Origin of the sequence: Sporosarcina sp. E16_3 (assembly GCF_017347125.1) — a bacterium.
GTDB lineage: Bacteria > Bacillota > Bacilli > Bacillales_A > Planococcaceae > Sporosarcina.
This window is the reverse complement of the sequence record NZ_JADPRX010000001.1, coordinates 372,447-392,409: the sequence shown is the minus strand read 5'-3', so window position 1 is coordinate 392,409 and position 19,963 is coordinate 372,447. Positions and strand designations below refer to the sequence as shown.

At 42.6% G+C, this 19,963-nt stretch carries 18 protein-coding genes and 1 other RNA gene; 15 read left to right on the top strand and 4 right to left on the bottom strand.

Features of this window, described 5'->3' with window-relative positions:
- The first annotated feature begins 213 nt into the window (after positions 1–213).
- Genes panB through panD form a run of 3 tightly spaced genes read left to right on the top strand, consistent with a single transcriptional unit; the run spans position 214 to position 2,295 of the window.
- Positions 214–1,059 carry a 3-methyl-2-oxobutanoate hydroxymethyltransferase gene (gene panB, locus I2483_RS01925; protein WP_207173462.1) on the top strand — a complete coding sequence of 282 codons (846 nt, stop codon included), beginning with the start codon at positions 214–216 and terminating at the stop codon, positions 1,057–1,059.
- Positions 1,049–1,927 carry a pantoate--beta-alanine ligase gene (panC, locus tag I2483_RS01920; RefSeq protein WP_346267675.1) on the top strand — a complete coding sequence of 293 codons (879 nt, stop codon included), beginning with the start codon at positions 1,049–1,051 and terminating at the stop codon, positions 1,925–1,927. The genes panB and panC overlap by 11 nt, the downstream gene beginning before the upstream one ends.
- A complete protein-coding gene (gene panD, locus I2483_RS01915; protein WP_207173460.1) occupies positions 1,915–2,295 on the top strand; it encodes an aspartate 1-decarboxylase in 381 nt (126 codons plus the stop codon). Before panC ends, panD begins: the two co-directional genes overlap by 13 nt.
- Positions 2,296–2,431: 136 nt before the next feature.
- On the opposite strand, the gene I2483_RS01910 is transcribed toward panD, so the two are convergent.
- Positions 2,432–2,572 (bottom strand): hypothetical protein, encoded by a 141-nt coding sequence (locus I2483_RS01910; RefSeq protein WP_207173458.1) that lies wholly within the window; start codon positions 2,570–2,572, stop codon positions 2,432–2,434.
- Between the two features lie 93 nt (positions 2,573–2,665).
- Between I2483_RS01910 and dinG the strand changes: the two genes are divergently transcribed.
- The 7 genes from dinG (at position 2,666) to I2483_RS01875 (ending at position 10,339) form a co-directional block, all read left to right on the top strand.
- A complete protein-coding gene (gene dinG, locus I2483_RS01905; RefSeq protein ID WP_207173456.1) occupies positions 2,666–5,443 on the top strand; it encodes an ATP-dependent DNA helicase DinG in 2,778 nt (925 codons plus the stop codon).
- Between the two features lie 70 nt (positions 5,444–5,513).
- Entirely contained in the window at positions 5,514–5,993 is a 480-nt protein-coding gene (locus I2483_RS01900) for a cell wall elongation regulator TseB-like domain-containing protein (RefSeq protein WP_207173454.1), read from the top strand.
- A 13-nt stretch (positions 5,994–6,006) separates the two neighbouring features.
- Positions 6,007–7,200, top strand: coding sequence for a pyridoxal phosphate-dependent aminotransferase (locus tag I2483_RS01895; protein ID WP_255550107.1), 1,194 nt, complete (start codon positions 6,007–6,009; stop codon positions 7,198–7,200).
- Positions 7,201–7,300: 100 nt separating this feature from the next.
- Positions 7,301–8,596, top strand: a complete 1,296-nt coding sequence (asnS, locus tag I2483_RS01890; RefSeq protein ID WP_207173452.1) for an asparagine--tRNA ligase — start codon at positions 7,301–7,303, stop codon at positions 8,594–8,596.
- Positions 8,597–8,624: 28 nt separating this feature from the next.
- Positions 8,625–9,338: a DnaD domain-containing protein gene (locus I2483_RS01885; protein ID WP_207173450.1), complete on the top strand. Its 714-nt coding sequence runs from the start codon at positions 8,625–8,627 to the stop codon at positions 9,336–9,338.
- 10 nt (positions 9,339–9,348) lie between these two features.
- Positions 9,349–10,002, top strand: a complete 654-nt coding sequence (nth, locus tag I2483_RS01880) for an endonuclease III (RefSeq protein WP_207173448.1) — start codon at positions 9,349–9,351, stop codon at positions 10,000–10,002.
- Positions 9,992–10,339 (top strand): YpoC family protein, encoded by a 348-nt coding sequence (locus tag I2483_RS01875; protein ID WP_207173446.1) that lies wholly within the window; start codon positions 9,992–9,994, stop codon positions 10,337–10,339. Before nth ends, I2483_RS01875 begins: the two co-directional genes overlap by 11 nt.
- A gap of 280 nt (positions 10,340–10,619) precedes the next feature.
- Here I2483_RS01875 and I2483_RS01870 read toward each other — a convergent pair whose 3' ends face one another.
- From I2483_RS01870 to I2483_RS01860, 3 genes are all read right to left on the bottom strand, one after another.
- The gene (locus I2483_RS01870) at positions 10,620–13,244 is read right to left on the bottom strand and encodes a penicillin-binding protein 1A (protein WP_207173444.1); all 2,625 of its coding nucleotides are present in this window, start codon (positions 13,242–13,244) and stop codon (positions 10,620–10,622) included.
- A complete protein-coding gene (gene recU / locus I2483_RS01865) occupies positions 13,241–13,876 on the bottom strand; it encodes a Holliday junction resolvase RecU (protein ID WP_207173442.1) in 636 nt (211 codons plus the stop codon). Before recU ends, I2483_RS01870 begins: the two co-directional genes overlap by 4 nt.
- 173 nt (positions 13,877–14,049) lie before the next feature.
- Positions 14,050–14,898 carry a DegV family protein gene (locus tag I2483_RS01860; protein ID WP_207173440.1) on the bottom strand — a complete coding sequence of 283 codons (849 nt, stop codon included), beginning with the start codon at positions 14,896–14,898 and terminating at the stop codon, positions 14,050–14,052.
- A 281-nt stretch (positions 14,899–15,179) separates the two neighbouring features.
- Between I2483_RS01860 and I2483_RS01855 the strand changes: the two genes are divergently transcribed.
- From I2483_RS01855 to rnpB, 5 genes are all read left to right on the top strand, one after another.
- On the top strand, positions 15,180–15,551 hold the full coding sequence (locus tag I2483_RS01855; RefSeq protein ID WP_207173438.1) for a YppE family protein: 372 nt from the start codon (positions 15,180–15,182) through the stop codon (positions 15,549–15,551).
- The gene (locus I2483_RS01850; RefSeq protein ID WP_207173436.1) at positions 15,548–17,830 is read left to right on the top strand and encodes a DEAD/DEAH box helicase; all 2,283 of its coding nucleotides are present in this window, start codon (positions 15,548–15,550) and stop codon (positions 17,828–17,830) included. Before I2483_RS01855 ends, I2483_RS01850 begins: the two co-directional genes overlap by 4 nt.
- The gene (locus I2483_RS01845) at positions 17,820–19,106 is read left to right on the top strand and encodes a ribonuclease H-like domain-containing protein (RefSeq protein ID WP_207173434.1); all 1,287 of its coding nucleotides are present in this window, start codon (positions 17,820–17,822) and stop codon (positions 19,104–19,106) included. The genes I2483_RS01850 and I2483_RS01845 overlap by 11 nt, the downstream gene beginning before the upstream one ends.
- Before the next feature lie 81 nt (positions 19,107–19,187).
- Positions 19,188–19,484: a cell division regulator GpsB gene (gene gpsB, locus I2483_RS01840; protein ID WP_207173432.1), complete on the top strand. Its 297-nt coding sequence runs from the start codon at positions 19,188–19,190 to the stop codon at positions 19,482–19,484.
- Positions 19,485–19,532: 48 nt separating this feature from the next.
- Positions 19,533–19,917, top strand: an RNA gene (gene rnpB / locus I2483_RS01835) — RNase P RNA component class B.
- Positions 19,918–19,963 lie beyond the last annotated feature (46 nt).

Genomic DNA, 19,963 nt, shown 5'->3' with positions numbered 1-19,963 from the left:
ATTTGTTATAGTAGTTTCGAAGGGCGGTATCTAGTGTGAACTGCACCTGTTAGAAACTTTTGGAAACTTAAAATTCAATATGATCTGCCTTGATCTTTACGAAAAGACAGGGACGGAGGAAACCATCACAAGATGATACAACCCTTTTGTCCATTTTTTGGCGCAGAAGGGTTTTTATATCCGGTTTCTTCTCAAAGAGAGGGGAATAATTAGATGAAAAGCACAGTTGATTTTATCAAAATGAAAAAGGCGAACGAAAAGATTGTCATGCTAACGGCGTACGATTTCCCGTCTGCAAAACTAGCGGAAGAGGCGGGAGTCGATATTATCCTCGTGGGTGACTCACTCGGCATGGTCGTTCTCGGCTACGATTCGACAATCGCGGTTACAACGGATGACATGATCCATCATGGTAGCGCAACTAGAAGAGGGGCAAAGGAGACGTTTGTTGTTGTTGACATGCCATTCGGTTCTTATCATGGCAGCGCAGACAGAACGCTAACCGATGCGGTCCGTATTTTTCAACAAACAGGTGCTAACGCACTAAAACTTGAGGGCGCTGGGAATGTGGTTGATACGATTCGTCTCCTAACCGGAACAGGAATTCCAATCGTGGCACATCTTGGTCTATTGCCTCAGTCGGCATCCGTTGCAGGCGGTTATAAAGTACAAGGGAAGACGGCGGAAGCGGCCCAGCAACTGATTAATGATGCGCGTGCATGTGAGGCGGCAGGAGCATTTATGGTCGTATTGGAATGTATTCCTTATCAGCTCGGAGAACAAGTTTCTGCCGCAGTTTCGATACCAGTCATTGGCATTGGTGCAGGAGCTGGAACAGACGGTCAAGTACTGGTTTATCATGACACTGTGAAGTATGGCAGTCATCACGTTCCGAAATTTGTTGAGGCTTTTGCTGATGTCGGAACAGTTATCCATGATGGTTTGAAAAAGTATGTGGCGTCAGTGAAAGATGGTTCATTCCCAGCAGAACGCCATCGTTTTACAATGAAAGAAGAAGAATTGGTAGCGTTATACGGAGGGGATAAGAATGACAATTGAAATGACGGTTGTTCACTCGATTGAGGCCCTACAAGGAATGCTTGACCGCAACAAGCGCGAAGGCCGTAAAGTAGGTTTCGTGCCAACGATGGGTTTTTTACATGAAGGCCATATGACGCTTGTAAAGCAGGCAAGAGAGCATAATGATATCGTTGTTATGAGTATTTTTGTCAATCCAGCACAGTTTGGTCCTGGGGAAGATTTTGAAGCATATCCGCGTGATGCAAAACGTGATGCAAGTCTAGCAAAAGAGGCTGGGGTCGACATTTTGTTCATGCCGACGCCGGAAGAAATGTACCCGCTAGACGGTGGCGTTCGCATCTTGCCTGGGCCACAGTCAAAAGTGCTTTGCGGAGCATCTCGTCCCGGTCATTTTGATGGTGTTTTGAAAGTTGTCTTAAAACTATTTAATATTGTTGACCCAGACCGTTCATATTTTGGTATGAAAGACGCGCAGCAACTGGCAATTATTGAGACGTTTGTTCGTGATTATAACTTGAGAACGTCAATTGAACGGGTTCCGATTGTTCGCGATCAAGATGGCCTTGCGAAAAGTTCTAGAAATGTTAATCTAACCGAGATGGAGCGTGCGGAGGCGCCAGTTATCCAGCAAGCACTAAAAAAGGGTGCTTTGTTGTTCAATAAAGGTGTCTCTGTAGACGAAATTGAACAGGAGATTGCGGCTTTCATTACAGAAAATAGTTCGGGCATAATGGATTATGTTTCACTACTGTCCTATCCAGCACTTACAGAATGGGATGGTTCGTCAGACGAGGCGATCCTTGCATGTGCTGTGAAATTCGGGAAAACAAGGTTAATAGATAATACAATTATGTCAACAAAAGGATGGTTAACATGTTCAGAATGATGATGAACAGTAAATTACACAGAGCAACTGTAACAGAGGCTGATTTAAACTATGTCGGGAGTATTACGATTGACACTGATCTCCTCGACGCAGCAGGCATGTTGCCGAATGAGAAAGTGCATGTAGTTAACAACAACAACGGTTCACGTTTTGAAACGTATATCATTGCAGGGGAACGCGGAAGCGGTGTTATCTGTGTCAACGGAGCGGCGGCACGACTTGTTCAGCGTGGCGATATCGTTATCATCCTCTCTTACGTCTATATGACGGATGAAGAAGCGCGTAAGCATGAACCAACCGTTCTTATCATGGATGAAAATAACGGTGTGAAAGAAATTATTCGTGAAAAGCAAGGCATGACTATCTAATTTAAGGGGCTCATTTTGAATCGGTACGCATGATTCCGAATGAGCTTTTTATATAATGAGTAAGAAGATATAAGTTTTACTACATGTCTAGATGTCTAGACTCCAGACGCCAGCCCCTGGGCCCACACGACGTGGGTCATGCAGCTGTTGCGACAGGATGTCGCGATCCTAAGCTGCCTTCCTCTGTCGCTTCAGTCTTGCTGAAAAGGCAGAGTACGCCTTTATCTTCAAGACTTCCAGCGCTTGTCGGGGCTAAACGGCGTCTTGCACTTTTCATATTTTTATCAATCTGTATGGGCTTTGTACCGACTCGAAAGCCGGAATGTGATACAATTTGCAGTAGTATGTTAAACAGGAAGTTGATGATCGAATGCACAACAAAACGTATGCAGTCGTCGATCTTGAAACAACCGGCCATTCACCGACTAAAGGGGATCGGATGATTCAAATCGCGATTGTGTTTATTAAAGATGGGATAATTGGGGAGAAGTATGTCCGCTTTGTTAATCCAGGACAAAAAATTCCGGCTTTCATACGTCAATTGACGTCTATTTCCGACGAAGACGTGAAAGACGCACCGTTTTTTGATGAAATCGCAGCAGAAGTTGCTCTCCTTTTGGAAGGGACGATATTTATAGCACATAATACTGATTTCGATTTGTCTTTCCTCCAAAGCGAGTTTGCAAGATGCGGTGTTGGTAAGTGGACAGGGAAGAAAATCGACACGGTTGAACTGTCTAAAGTCTTAATCCCATCCGCTCCTAGTTACAGGTTACAAGACATTACTGAAGAGCTTGGGATACCGCTGGGATCTGCTCATCGCGCTGATGATGATGCAGAGGCGACTGCAAAGCTGTTTCTTATTTGCATGACTAAATTGCATACATTACCAGAGGATACGCTGAATCTTCTGCACCGTAGATCGTTTCGGTTGAAATCAGATCTTTCGACACTTTTCTACGAAGCACTAAAATTGGCGCGGACGAAAAAAATAAGCTCGGATTATTCATTTTTCCGCGGAATCCCCTATCGAAATATGTCGATTGCGAAGGATAATCACTTTGGTGATCCAGTGTATCCGATTGACAATCAGGAGAAAACAGCTCAATTGAAAAAAGCCTATCCTGATTTCGAACAAAGGGAATCGCAATTCGGATTTATGGATACAGTGTGGCATGCATTGTCTGGACAATCAGAAATTATTGCAGAAGTGCCGACTGGAATCGGAAAAACCATGGCTTATCTCTTGCCAGCAGCTATCCATTCAATTTCGATTGGAAAGCCTGTGGTTATCAGTACATACACCAATCATCTTGCTGATAAAATCATGGACGAAGAACTCGGTAAAGCAAGAATAATACTTGGATATAATGTGACGGCGACCGTATTGAAAGGTAGAGAACAATACATTTCACTTGGTAAATTCGAGGAACTGCTACGCATTGCTGATGAGTCGTACGATGAAACGTTTGCCATTATGCAAACCCTAGTCTGGCTAACAGAAACCGTGTCAGGTGATTTGGAGGAACTAAATGTGTCGGGTGGAGGCCAGCTATTTGTCGACCGAATTCGAAAGCGGTCCAATGTGCTAACACATGATGAGCAAGTTGCTGATTATCATTATCGATTGCTTGAAAGATGCGGACATTCAAATTTAATCATTACAAACCATTCCATGCTTCTTTCTGATAAGAATAGAGAGCAAAAGATTTTCAGCTCACTCGCTGGACTTGTTGTCGATGAGGCCCATCAATTTGTTCAAGCGGCAACATTTATGAATGAAACTGTATTTTCCTACACCAATTGGAAGTATGTCATGGGACAAATTGCATCTGATGCGACCGGACAACTGTTGTATCAGGTTGATCAGCTTAATATCCAATTCGGAACAGATCGATCTCGTAGTAGAGCTCAGCTAGATTCTGCATTCGTGAAGTTTTTGACATTGTTCGATTATGCGGTAGCTACTTTGACTACATTTAACCCTGCAAAGCGCAAGAAGCAACAGGGAAACAGAATCATTTATTCGTTAGCTGAACTGAACTATGGAAGAACCGATTTTTCACAAGTTGCTGAAGCGATGTCAGACTACATTCGTCAAGCTGAATCGTTCACAAGTGGTTTAGCCATTCACGTTGACAATATGACCGGGAATGAACTGGCAATTCTTTCGGAATGGGATTTTTGGGTCCGTGAAATGACCATCAAAGCGGGAGAATGGATTGAAGTCTTTGTAGATGATAATTCGGAGGACTTCACAGTTTGGATGGAAAAAGATATGCGTAGTATTCCGGGTAGCCTAACTGTTATTAAACGTTCACTGGATGGATCTGGGCTGATTCGTGCGTTCATTGATAGGCTGAAGGACGAACAAACGGGCATTGTATGGACGTCTGGAACACTTGCGATTCCGGAGAATGAGCGTTTCATTGCAAGACAGCTTGGTATCGCTGATTCAATTCCGCTCTTAACATTTGATGCGCCTGCCCATTTCTATGAAGGTGCGGAAGTATTTATTGTTAACGATATGCCTGACATTCAGCAAGTCAGTCAATCTGATTATATCGAAGCCGTCACAGACGCAGTCGTTCAGACAGTCATGGCCACGGGCGGAAGGCTCTTTGTCTTGTTCACTTCGCAAGATATGCTTAGAAAAACCTATGAGCTAATATCAGAAAGTCAGCAATTAGAGGATTATACGTTGTTTGCTCAAGGAATTAGCTCGGGAAGTCGGATTCGATTATTGAAGTCTTTCAGGCAATTTACGAATTCCGTTTTATTTGGAACGAACAGTTTCTGGGAAGGTGTTGACGTGCCAGGAGATGCGTTGGCTGCAGTTATCGTCGTTAGGTTGCCGTTTTCATCCCCAGAAGAGCCGGTTTACAAGGCGAAAGCGGCTAAGTTGACGGCTTCGGGGCTCAATCCATTCACCGAGCATGCCTTACCAGAAGCGGTTATGCGATTACGTCAAGGTTTCGGCAGACTCATTCGTTCATCTTCAGATAAGGGTTTTTTCATTATTTTGGATAGGCGGATTGAAACAAAGTCGTATGGCCAGCGCTTCTTGGAGGCATTTCCGAATGTGCCCGTGAAAAAAGTGTCACTCGAACTTATGGTTAATGAACTCGAAAATTGCTATAATGAATAGGTATCTTAAAGGACGCGAATCATAATGATTCGGAAAAAACATTTTTACGACGTACAGGACGTGAAGCTTTATGCTGAATTGGATTAAATTCATCGTCGTCTTCCTTTTAATGTTAACTTCAGTCATCACCGTCGCAGTTTTAGTTAATGCCAATAAACCTTTTTCGGCTGCTAAAAAGGTAGCAATCGAATCCGCGATTCAGTCGGGACAGCTTGCATCGGTAAGTTCTGCTGATGTCTTCAATGGTACAGTTCCGACTGTAACGGTATTCGGTGTGGACGGAAAAGGAAATGAAAAAGCGGTCTTCGTTGATGAAAACTCAAAAGATGGCTTTAAAGAAGTGAAGTTGACGGATGGGATTTCGGCAGAAAAGGCCGTTGCAAACGTCAAAAAGGAACTGGATGTAGAAAAAATTCTTCATGTCAAGCTTGGGCTAGAAGAAGAGGGACCGGTTTGGGAAGTCGCATTTAAAAGTGATAACGGAAAACTAAATTACGTTTATGTGTTTTTCGAGAACGGTCAATGGTGGAAACGAATATTGAATCTCTAAGGGAGCGATACAATTGACGAAATCATTAGCATCCAGGGTGAATACTCTTTCACCGTCAACGACGCTTGCCATAACGGCAAAAGCGAAAGAAATGAAAGAATCAGGTATAGATGTAATTGGTCTTGGCGCGGGAGAGCCTGATTATAATACGCCTGCTAACATTATTGAAGCAGCGTATACATCAATGAAAGAAGGCAAGACGAAATATACGCCTGCAGGTGGTCTGCCAGCTCTAAAAGATGCCATCATTCAAAAGCTACAAAAAGACCAGGGATTAGACTATTCTAGAAAAGAAATCATGATTGGGATTGGTGCAAAGCATGTACTATATACTTTGTTCCAAGTTATGCTTAATCCGGATGATGAAGTTATCATTCCATCGCCTTACTGGGTCAGCTATCCAGAACAAGTGAAGTTAGCAGGCGGAGTTCCCGTACATATCGAAGGGACCGCGGCAGCACAATTTAAAGTGACTGCCCAGCAAATCCGTGACGCGGTTACACCTAAAACAAAAGCAGTCATCATCAACTCGCCCGGGAACCCGACAGGCATGATTTACTCAAAAGATGAATTGAAGCAAATTGCGGACGTTTGTAAAGAAAAGGACATCTGGATTATTTCGGATGAGATTTACGAAAAACTTGTTTATGGCGGAGAAAAACATGTTTCCATTGCGCAACTTTCAGCTGATGCAAAAAAGCGGACATTACTTATTAATGGCGTATCCAAATCACATTCAATGACTGGCTGGCGTATTGGTTATGTTGCGGGTGATGCGGACGTTGTTAACGCGATGACAGATCTTGCAAGTCACTCGACATCAAATCCAACGACAACTTCCCAGTATGCGACAATTGAAGCTTATAACGGGCCACAAGATGCGGTTGAAACGATGCGTAAAGCTTTCGAGTCTCGTTTGGAACAGGTCTATCCGCAACTATCGGCTATACCTGGATTTAACGTAATTAAGCCACAAGGCGCTTTCTATCTTCTTCCAGATGTATCAGAAGCAGCTAAAAACACAGGGTTTGCAAATGTGGATGACTTCGCTGCAGCATTATTAACGACAGCAAATGTCGCTGTTATCCCTGGATCTGGTTTTGGTTCTCCAGATACGATTCGGTTGTCTTATGCAACATCAATCGAATTACTTGTAGAAGCAATTCGACGTATTCATGCATTTGTAGAAGCAAGTTGGAAAGAATAAGAAAAGCGGAGGGCGGCTGAAGCTAGAAATTGTCCATATCGTAAAACTTATACTTTCATGTCTTTCAAAAAATAGAGAAGTTTAACTTTCGGAGGTTATTATGAAAACAATCATGATACATGAAATGCCAAACCACGCAGGTGAAACAGTTCGTATCGGTGGATGGCTTGCCAATAAACGCTCAAGCGGAAAAATTGCTTTCCTACAACTGCGTGATGGTTCAGGATTCGTCCAGGGCGTCGTAGTTAAAGAAGTGGTTGGCGAAGATATATTCGCAAAAGCAAAATCAATGACACAAGAAAGCTCGCTTTATATTACTGCAGAAGTAACTGTAGATGAGCGTTCGACATTCGGTTATGAACTGCAAGTGAAAGACATTGAGGTCATTCATGAAGCAGTCGATTATCCAATCACACCAAAAGAACACGGAACAGAGTTTTTGATGGACCACCGTCATCTGTGGCTCCGGTCTCGTAAACAGCATGCTGTTATGAAAATCCGCGACGAAGTAATTCGCGCAACGTATGAATTTTTCCATATGAACGGCTTTGTAAAAGTAGATCCTCCCATTTTAACAGGTTCTTCACCAGAAGGGACATCTGAACTGTTCAAAACGAAATATTTTGATGAGGACGCATTTCTCTCGCAATCCGGTCAGCTTTATATGGAAGCTGCGGCTATGGCACTTGGAAAAGTGTTTTCATTCGGGCCGACGTTCCGTGCGGAAAAATCAAAAACACGCCGTCACTTGATTGAGTTTTGGATGATTGAACCGGAAATGGCTTTCGTCGAGTTTGAAGAAAGTTTGGTCATTCAGGAACAGTTTGTGACGCATGTTATTCAATCAGTACTGCAAAATTGTCCAATTGAACTCGAAAGACTTGATCGCGATTTGTCTAAGCTTGAAAAAATTCAAGCGCCATTCCCACGTATTTCATACGACGATGCTATTAAATTCCTGAATGACAACGGCTTTGATGACATTAAATGGGGAGAAGATTTCGGAGCACCACACGAAACTGCAATTGCTGAAAGTTATGATATGCCAGTATTCATCACACATTATCCAATCGGCATCAAACCGTTCTACATGCAACCGCATCCTGAACGTGACGATGTTGTTCTTTGTGCAGATTTGATAGCACCTGAAGGCTACGGAGAAATCATCGGTGGATCTGAGCGAGTTCATGACTATGAGCTGATGAAACAACGAATCAAAGAGCATAATCTTGATGAGTCTGCTTATGAATGGTATCTGGATCTTAGTAAATACGGGGCAGTACCGCATTCAGGATTTGGACTTGGACTTGAACGTACCGTTGCTTGGATTTCAGGGGTAGAACATGTGCGTGAAACGATTCCGTTCCCGCGTCTTTTGAATAGATTGTACCCTTAATACCTAAATAGAAGAGAGGAGTTCGGACATGCAACACGAAGAACGGCTCCGAATTTGGATTGAGCAGGGGAATGTTAACATTTCCCAGCTTTTTTTTCACAATTATAAAAGTCTTGGGATCAAAGATCTGGATGCAATGCTGATTCTACATATGACAGCATACAAATCCGAGGGCAATCATTTTCCAACCCCAAGCGAGTTTGCAAGTCGTATGGATTTAACAGAAAATGAAGTGTCCATGGTTTTGCAACGTTTAATGCAGCACGGTTTACTTCGGATTGGTCAAAGTGAAGATCAAAAAGGAGTTTTACATGAAACTTTTTCATTGCAATCATTGTGGGATCGATTAGTCGACCATATTGCGTTCGCAGCGAATGAAGTTGAGGAAGAGACGAATAAGAACGCGGAAGGAGAAATTTTTTCGCTGTTCGAACAAGAATTTGGACGTTTTCTGTCACCAATGGAATGCGAATCAATTACGATGTGGCTTGATGACGATGGACATACAGTCGAAATTATTCGCGCAGCATTAAAAGAAGCGGTCATCGCACAAAAGTTAAGTCTTCGGTATATCGATCGGATTCTTTTTGAGTGGAAAAAGAAAAATGTTAAGACATTGTCTGATGTTGAACGTCAAACAAAGTCATTCCGGACCGTAGGAACACGTCCGTCACAGCAACCAGAAAAAACTGTGTCGGTAAAACGTGTACCTTTCTATAACTGGCTGGAAGAACGGGATTAGGTGGGAGTACATGCTGACAAAAAAACAATGGGAATTTTGCCTTGAACAATTCGGCGAAATGTTCCCGGATGCACATTGTGAACTAGTGCACGACAATCCTTTTGAATTGACAATAGCAACGCTATTATCTGCCCAATGTACGGATGTTCTCGTTAATCGGGTGACGGCGGAGCTGTTTAAAAAATATAAAACACCTGAAGATTATCTAGCGGTTGATGTCGCGGAACTACAGACGGATATCAGATCGATTGGGTTATTCCGCAATAAGGCGAAAAATATTCAAGCCCTAAGTCAAATGCTTATTGACAATTTTGACGGGGAAGTACCTGCTAACCGAGATGTTATGATGACGTTGCCAGGCGTCGGCCGTAAAACGGCTAACGTTGTCGTATCGAATGCATTTGGTATACCCGCCATTGCTATCGATACACATCTAGAACGTGTTGCGAAGCGACTTGGTATGAATAGGTGGAAAGACTCAGTGTTAGCTGTTGAAGAAAAAATCATGCGCTGGACACCAATAGAAAAATGGACAGATACGCATCATCAAATCATTTTTTTCGGGAGATACCATTGTAAAGCGCAAAACCCTGGATGTACTATCTGTCCACTCCTGCCATTATGCAGGGAAGGGAAGAAAAGGATGAAAGCAAATGCTAAGTGAAGTGAACCGTATCAATAAGGAGCTACTGGCACCTTATTTTAACAAATGGGAAACAGTACGCGACCAGATTGAAACTTTTTATGACAATAAAGATGAACAAGCAGTTAAGTTGATGAATGTAGCGATAGACAACTATAGTGAATTACTTGAGCACGGTGGGAAAGAGTTAGATGACCGTAAAGGAAAGGTTGTTTATATATTGCTTCCATTGAATGGCGAAGAACGTTTTGATTTTGTGAAAGATAAGATATCGAGCCATTACGCTCATATCCAACTAGATGCACTCTTTACAGAAACAAAAAAGAAAGTTGCCAGGTTGTCGATACAAAAGAAATAAAAAAGCAGAAATCCAGATGCAATTAGGCATTTGGGTTTCTGCTTTTTAGTTTATTCCGCATTAACGGGCAGTAAGACTCCCACTTCAAGTCTACAAGCACACAAGAAGAATAAGTGGGGGGATCAACTGACCCGTAAAAGCCCAAATGGTTAGGGCCAAACAGGACGTTGGTTACTTAGGCTTTGCCACAGGTCGTGGCGCTCTTAGCCTAAGTTCTTTAAACAATCAGTGGAGGATGAAGCCCCCCTCTGATTGAAGATTAACTTTATGAATAAAATAGTTACGGGGCACCGGTATCGTCATCAGTAGTGGTCCCATCTGTTCCAGTACCGGTACCTGGTTCTGGCGGAACCGTGGTGCCGGTACCATCATCGGGATTCGTAGTACCATCGTTACCGCCATTACCATTATTCCCATTATCACCGTTATTCCAGTCGTTACCATTATTACCGTTATTGCCATTGTTCCAGTCTTCGCCATCTGGGTTTTCAGAATCAGTTTCTTCTTCAGGAACTGGGACTTCTTCAATAACTTCATCAATCTGAACGGTCGTAGTCGCTGGACTGCTTACCAGGTCGTCAAGTTTGGCAATGACGGAGAACGTATATGTCCGACCTGTTTCAGCTCCCGAAAAAGTAACTGACATGTCAGATGTTGTTGTCATTTCTTGCATATCACCGCCATCAGCGCCCACTAATACGGTGAACTCAACATTGCCCACGATAGCTTCGGAGACTGGAGCATTATGGGACCAGTTTAAATCAATAGAACCCGTTTCTGCATTATATTGGGCGGCTAAATCAATTGGTGATTCAAGTATGATAATTTCTTCTTCAGCAACTTCTACGGGTGTAGTTCCTCTGACGAATAGTTCTGTTCGCTTTCGATTACTAGGTGTCGTCCGACTTGCTAAGACAAGTGGATTTGAACCGTATTCAATCGTTGCTTCCTCTACAGAGCTAGGTTTTTGGAACTGTGAAGTATTTTTTCCAGCGGAAATATCACTCATCACCATGCGAAATAGATTTTGTGGGACGTATCTGCCTTTGTCGAATGTGGTGATTGGTGTTGCATAATTCTTATAACCACCCCATACGGCAATTGTATAATCTGTCGTATAGCCTGTAAACCATGAATCGGGAACGTCTGAATTATTCAAACCGTTCTTGGTTATTATTTCAGAAGGATAGTTTGTTGTCCCAGTTTTACCGGCAATATCCAGACCTGAAATAGCTGCTTTTGTTCCTGTTCCTGCTGTTAATACATCACGTAAAATGTCCGTAACCATATAGGCTGTAGAATCTTTCATGACCGTTTCAGGATCCGGTGTCATGTTACGTGGTTTTCCATCTCTAAAAATTATTTCCTTAATAGCATGGGGTTTTGTGTAAATCCCGCCGTTACCAAATGCTGAGTAGGCTCCCGCCATCTGAAGTGTAGAAAAATCATATTCTCCGCCGCCAAGTGCATTGGAGGAATTCAATTTATCATACGGAAGTCCGAGTCCTTTCGCAAAAGAACCTGCTTTCACAGTTCCGACTTCTTCAAAAACTTTTACTGCAGGAATGTTTCGAGATTTATATAATGCTTCTCGAATTGTCATTGTCCCTTGGTATTTGCCATCAACGTTTCGAATGGCTTTGTTTGTTCCTTTATAGTTGTACGGCTCATCTACAACCGTATTTCCGGTTGACCAACTAAAGTTCTCGATGGCAGGGCCGTAGGAGAGTACCGGTTTAATCACAGAACCGGGTTGACGTTTTTCGTCTGTCGCAAAATTCCAGTCAGTTCCAGAGTAATTACGCCCTCCACCGACTGCAACGATTGCACCGGTTTTAGTATCAAGGACTGTCATTCCGGCTTGCATTTTTTCGGATTCATATAAATCGTTGGTGTTTAGTGCATCCTCTACAGATTGTTGAGCTGTGGGATCCAAATTCGTTTGAATTTTTACGCCTTCAGACAGCAGGTGTGACATACCGGCATCTTCCAATTCGGAGAGCACTAGATCGACGTAAGCCGGGTATTTTGTGTTGCTAACCTGTCTTTTATCGTCAGCGAGTAATGTTCCTGTGACTGGCATGGCTTTTGCTGCTTCCATTTCGACTTTAGTGATTTTTTTATGCTGGTACATGAGCCCAAGAACGATATTACGTCGTTTTTTAGCACGTGCCGGATTTTTATAAGGATTGTAACCGTTTGGACTTTGCGGAAGTCCTGCTAACATAGCGACTTCGTGTAATTCAAGTTCATTCAGATTTTTACCATAAAAGTATTTGGAAGCTGTTCCAAATCCATAGTTATTTCCGGACATAAGGATCTTATTGAAGTACATTTCAAAAATTTCTTCTTTTTCATATTTTCGTTCAAGCTGGAAAGCAAGCCATGCTTCTTGCGCCTTCCTTTTTAACGTTTTCTCTTCAGACAAGAATGAGTTCTTAATGACCTGTTGGGTAAGTGTACTCGCTCCTTGAGAACCGAAACCACTTCTAAAGTTCGCGATGACTGCACCGCCAAGCCTCCAAAAATCCATCCCGTGGTGGGAATAGAAACGGACGTCCTCAGTTGCTAGTATTGCATCTTGCAGCGGGTCCGGAATTTCGGAGTAGGGAACGAATTCCCTTTTTTCAGCGCCCGATTTCATGAAGACATCACCGTTGATATCAAGAAAATCAGATGATAAGGGGTCTTTCAATAGGTTTTCATCGAGATCAGGTGCAGAACTTGCATAAAAAGCAAACAAGCCCGCGCCGCCAATTAGTATGGCTACTCCGATGGCAACAATTGCCAGAACGATCTTCTTAATGATGCCTTTTCCCTTATTCGTCTTTTTACTCTTTTTCTTGTTGCGTTCGGCCTCTATTGTTTTTCGGCGTCCAGCTCTTGAATTTATATTATCGCTCATACATCTTCCTGCCTTTCAGTTGCATTGTTTGATGTCGTTGTAATGATGGACACCGCTTTTAAATAATCGAGCCTTGGATTGAACCGTGGTAGAATCTCCAAGGATATGGCCTCAAACTCTATAAGTGTGATCGATTTTCTTCCGCCTGTTTTCATTCTCTCCCAATATTTCTCGAAACTATCATATGGGACTATAAAATAGCGGTCAAGCGAAGTGAATTTGATGATGAAAAAAACGATTCCACCTTGCTTTGACACAGATTGCATATGATGCACCTGATGCTCATGAATATTTTGTAACGGAAAAGAGGTCGCACTCTTTGTTTCTTTTGCTTCGAAATCAATATATTTCCCTTGCCATACCCCGTTAAAGTCAGTTGTAGACGGCGTCCGAAAATAGGCTTCTGTAATGACTGCGGCGCTTCTCGCCGGATAATTCACGTTTACGACTTGGATTGGAACGGGTTTCTTATGGATGACAGCAATTCCGCGACTTAAATAGAACTCATTCGTTTCATTCAATTCATCTTCCAACGACTTGCCTCGGTTACTGAAAGAAAGATTGACTTTTTTTTGCAAGCTAATCTTCTGAACGGGTACATATTTTTTACCGTTCGGATAGCGTATTGTCATAGGTACCACCTCGCATCTCACTATCATACCATAAGCATTGGACGGATTAGGTATGGGAAAGTTGCAATTCAATGTCCAGATATTGAACAAATTCAATCAAAAATAAGCTGATTACCACTTACTACAAGGCAGTCAGCTTATTTTTTAGTGTAAACACAATCTAGTTCCTACATTCAATACCTAACCCAGCTTAAACCAGTAGTTCCTTCTCCTGCATGTACGCCTACGCAGACGCTGAGGGGGAGAACTTGTGCTTTTAAGTTGGGAAATTCCTGCAATAGCTCTTCTTTCCAGCTTTCAGCATCTCTTAAATTGTTACAATGGATCACTGCGATTTCTGGAACGGTGCCTTTATTCATGTCGCTGCGTAGCAAATCTGTCACATTTTTTTTAGCTCGTTTATTGGCACGAACTTTTTCTGTCATCACGGGTTTTCCATCATCAAACGAGATGATGACTTTAATATTTAGCAAATTACTTAAAAATGCTTGTGTTCCAGAGACACGGCCGCTTTTATGGAGCTGATTCAGATTTGCAGGTATGAAGGCTAACTTGGAGGTTTTTGTTGTTTTGTTGATGGCTGCAACAACCTCCTCAACGTCACGCCCCTTGTTAAGTAGTTCATTGCCAATTTCAATCATTTTGATCATCGGATAGGAGCCGATTTTAGAATCAATAGGATAAACCTTGAAGTCTACCATTTGTGCGGCCGTCTGCGAGCTGTCAAACGTACCGGATAAGCCGCTAGACACATGCACGGAAATTGCACAATCATATCCTTGTTCCTGTAGTTCTTCATAAAGGTTGACCATTTCGCCAATAGCAGGTTGGGAGGTTTTGGGGTGAGTTTTTGCTACGCGTAGTTTGTTATAAAACTCTTCTTGTGTCATATCGACTGTTTCTTTAAAGACTCCATCATCAAATACGACACTCAACGGTAAAATATGGACGTCATGTTTTCGTATAAAAGATTCGTCTAGCTGTGCAGCCGTATCAGTAATCCATGCGATTTTCGTAGTCATTAACAGAATTCTCCCTTGATGGTGCAAATTTTAGCGTTAACACAAGCTATCTATTATCGCTAATGTACACTACGGGTGAAAGGAGCACTAGTATTAGTTGTCATATAAAGACGGGAAATTAATTCAGGGGACATAATTTGAACATAATTACAAGTCAACATTTATATCAATGACTTTAAATGTAGGATTAGTCATGGCGAGGAATATACGTTCCTATGAATTTGGTACAACTCAATCATATCTGCTAAAATAAAAGAAACGTCCGGAAAGGGTGTATCATTATGAACCTACAACAAAAGACAGAAACGCTACTTGCTGTATGTAAGGAATGTTTCGAGCGCCATGCGCAGATGAGAGAACTTGATCGGGAGCCCGATTTTTTCATAGAAGTAAAACCATATGCAGATCAATACCATACGTTGCTCGATGAATGGACTGAGGAAGTGTCGGAATTCATCAAGGTGGTCAAGCCAAAATATGTTCATCCAATTCAAATTGAAACGCTGACTGACTCGATGAAACAATTCATCGTTCAGTCATTTTATCAAAAGACAGGCAAAAAACGTTTCGTTCTATCGATAAATTCAGCCGAATATACGTTGAAAACAATTATGGACGCACTACGTCTTGAACAAGAAGGCGAAGAACAATGAAAAAGAAGATGGCGGTTCACGAAGTGTTAGCTAAACTGCGTACTGACCCTTCTTTTTCCGACAATGTTATCCATACTAAAACGATTGCAGGGAAAGAAGCGATCTACGCAGAATTTCCGAAAAAACTCCATCCCTCGATTATTAAAACACTGGCGTCAAAAGGGATCAATAAATTATATAGCCACCAAAGAGAAGCGTTCGACCTGGCATCGACCGGAAATTCTTTTACTGCCGTTACGCCGACGGCTTCAGGGAAATCCCTTTGCTATCATCTACCCGTTATGCAAAGCATCCTTGAAGATGATACATCAAGAGCCATTTATTTGTTTCCAACAAAAGCGCTTGCCCAAGATCAGCTAGCGGACCTCCATGAGTTGATTGAAGCGAGTGGGGAAACCATCCTCAGTTATACATATGACGGGGATACTGCGCCTGGATTACGTTCTAAGGTTAGGAAGTCGGGTCATATCGTATTGACAAATCCCGATATGCTGCATTCAGGTATTTTGCCGCATCATACAAAATGGGTGTCGTTATTTGAGAACTTAAAATACATCATCATCGATGAATTGCATACCTACAAAGGTGTTTTCGGCAGCCATGTTGCACATGTGCTGCGAAGGTTGAAACGCATCTGCAACTATTATGGCAGTGATCCAGTGTTCATCTGCACATCTGCCACAATTGCAAATCCGCAAGAACTGGCAGAGTCGCTGATAAATGCGAACATGCAAGTAATCGTCAATAATGGAGCACCCGCTGGAAAGAAACATTTTGTCTTCTATAATCCACCGGTCGTCCACCCGACATTTGGTATCCGAAGAAGTGCCGTACTTGAAGTGCGGGATATCGCTGCGCTTTTATACCGGGAAGGTATCCAAACGATTATTTTTGCGAAAAGCCGGGTACGAGTTGAGATGCTCGTCACCTATATGAAAGCATTGACGAAGAAGAAACTGTTCGATGAAACGGTTATGGGGTATAGGGGAGGCTATTTGCCATCTGAACGTCGGAAGATTGAAAAAGGACTTCGAGATGGCGCTATCCGTACGGTTGTTAGTACGAATGCACTCGAACTTGGCATTGATATCGGGCAACTACAGGCGTGTATTATGACGGGGTACCCGGGAAATATTGCGAGTGCATTTCAGCAGGCCGGTCGTGCGGGAAGGCGACAAGATGAGGCGCTCATTATTTACGTCGCCCAGTCCTTGGCTCTCGATCAATATATTATCGAACATCCTGACTATCTTCTTGGCCAATCACCGGAAGAAGCACGGATTCATCCGGATAATATGTTTATCTTAATGGATCATCTTAAATGTGCTTCTTTTGAGTTGCCATTTTCTTCAACGGATGCATATGGTGAATTCGACGTACAAGAATTACTCGCATTCCTTGAAAGTGAAGGGGTATTGATTAAGACCACAGACAAATGGCATTGGATGACAGACAGTTTTCCGGCAAGTGAAGTAAGTCTTCGCTCTGCATCACAGGAAAATGTCATCATTATTGATAAAACCTATCCCAAAGAAACAAAGGTCATAGGGGAGATGGATCGTTTCAGTGCAATGACGCTCCTCCATGAAGAAGCAATTTATATTCATCAAGGAACCCAGTTCCAGGTCGAGCAATTGGATTGGGATGAAAAGAAAGCCTATGTCACAGAAGTTGATGTCGATTACTTTACAGATGCCAATCTTGCAGTGGAACTAAAAGTGATGAACGAAGATAGCGTTGCACAGTTCGGAGATAACAAAGCCGCTTATGGAGATATCGCTGTACTGGCAATCCCGACGATATTCAAGAAAATCAGGTTCGATACACATGACAATATTGGCTCAGGTCCGATTTCATTACCTGCGGAAGAATTGCATACCTCTTCTACGTGGTACACATTCGATATACCTGAAGGATGGACGGGTGCCGGGCTGACAGATGCGATGACGGGTGCAGCCTATGCAATCCAATCATTTATCCCGTTATTCGTCCGCTGCGATAAAACGGATATCCATGTTATACCGCAAGTTAAAGCTGTTCATACTAGCAACCCGACTATTTTCATCTATGACAGTTACCCAGGTGGGATAGGTCTGAGTGAAAAAATCTTTGAACGGTGGGACGAGCTGTTGCAGAAAGCGGCCGATCATGTGACTGCTTGTCGTTGTGAATCGGGTTGTCCTGTTTGCATAGGTGCGCAAGAGGCTGGTATGGGCATGAAGAAAGATGTTGGATCCCTTCTTCAGACTCTAGCAGGGGGAGAACGCAATGTCTTATGAACAGAAATTGATGCAAATGAAGAAGTTACTGAAAAAAACAACTACAAAAGTGGTAGCTGAAAATGTGCCTGAAGCTGTAAAACCCGTAGCAAAAGTACCTGTCTATGAACAACAATGGCTGGATGCCGGTTTGACAAAAACCGTGAATAAACACGGTATCGTCTATAAACGGATTGTTGAATACGATACTAACTATCAACATGGAAACATTGTTCTTTCGGGTTTGAAGTCAACAATCGATAAATGGAAGAAGTCTGGTGAAGTGCATCCACTGTCACCAGATTTTTCAAAACCGCTTGTTTTCTTTGATACAGAAACGACAGGTTTAAAAGGTGCAGGCACACTGATATTCCTTATGGGGTTCATTGAACAGACGACATCATCTTTTAAAATGACACAGTATGTCCTTCCGGGTCCTGATCACGAAGCCGCCTTCCTTTATGCAACGGGATTATGGGAAAAGCCTTCGACACTTGTTACGTATAATGGAAAAAGTTTTGATATCCCAATGGTGGAAACGCGGTGGACGATGAACCGTAAAGAATTGCCGCCGCTTATTAAGCATACCCAAATCGATTTGTTACACGGTTCTAGACGCATATGGAAAGGTGAGATGGCAACGTTTAGACTTCCTGCAATTGAGGAGGAACAACTCGGTTTCTTCCGGGAAGGAGATATCCCGGGGCATATGGCGCCAATCATCTACCAAGATGCTGTGAAGAATGGTCGTGCGGAGCTTCTGATGAAGGTTCTCCTCCATAATGAATGGGATATCCTTTCTTTGGTCGCGCTTTATATACGGTCAACTGATCTACTATTGAAGAGTGATGTCCGAGAATCGGCCGTAACCCATACGAATATAGGGAAGTGGTTTGCTGATCTGAAGTCGCATGACCGTAGTAAACAAATCTTTGAAAGTGTAATAGCAGAGTATGGGATTAATCATCCGGCGACACATTTTCACTTCGGGTTCATCTTGAAAAAGGAACAGGCTTACGAGGACGCGGTCTCTTCATTTAAGATAGCGGCAACAGGTCTTACCGGACGTGAGCAAATTATCGCATTAGAGGAATTAGCGAAGCTTTACGAGCATAAGCTGAAAGAGTTAAACAAGGCACTAGGCTCTACAGAAGAAGCGATTAGGCTCTTGAAGGTGGATTCTTACTTAACAGCAAGTTTTCGGATACGTTCGCGAAATGATTTCTTGAAAAGGGAAATAAGAATAACCAGAAAATTATTTCCCAGGCAAGCGCGCAAACCGACAAAAAACGGCTAAAAGTCGGCTTTAGTAAGACAAGGTCGGACAACATATGTTATAATCAAACGTATGTAAACAGAGACGGAAGGGCGATTTTTAATGGACACTAAACTAGATACTAAAACGATTCTTGAAAAGGAATTCAAAACTGGCCTACGCGGCTATAATCAGGAAGAAGTAGATCTCTTTCTTGATGATATTATTCATGACTATGAAGCTTTTAAAAAGACGATTACGGAATTGCGTACTGAAAATGAACGCATGCAAAGAGGACTTGAATCTGCACAAAAACGCCCTGCGGCAGGAAGTGCTGGAACGACGAACTTTGATATTTTGAAGCGTATTTCAAATCTAGAAAAGCATGTTTTCGGAAGTAAACTCTTCGATCAAGAATAATATATTGTAAATGAAACATAAGTACGGTATACTGAAAATATCATAGTGGAATTTAGGTAATCGCTGCAACATCCTATGTTGTAGAGGAAAGTCCATGCTCACACGGATCTGAGATGACCGTAGTGTTCGTGCTCGGCGAAAGAATAAGCCGTGGCTTCGCGTATAACGCGTTGACGGCGGGAATAAATCCTAAGTCTTCGGATATGGATGAGGTTCCCTGAACAGTGCCACAGTGACGTAGCTGGCTCGGAAACGGGTCAGATGGAACGCGGTAAACCCCACGAGTGAGAAACCCAAACTATGGTAGGGGCACTCTTCCGAGGGAAATGAACTGTAGGAAGAGACAGGTGTATACCTGTAGATAGATGATTACCACCCTTAGTACGAGGCGCAAGCCGTTTGAGTACACGGGAACAAAACATGGCTTATCGAATTTCCTATGGTATTATTCTTAAATTGATTGCTCTCCAATAAGATGG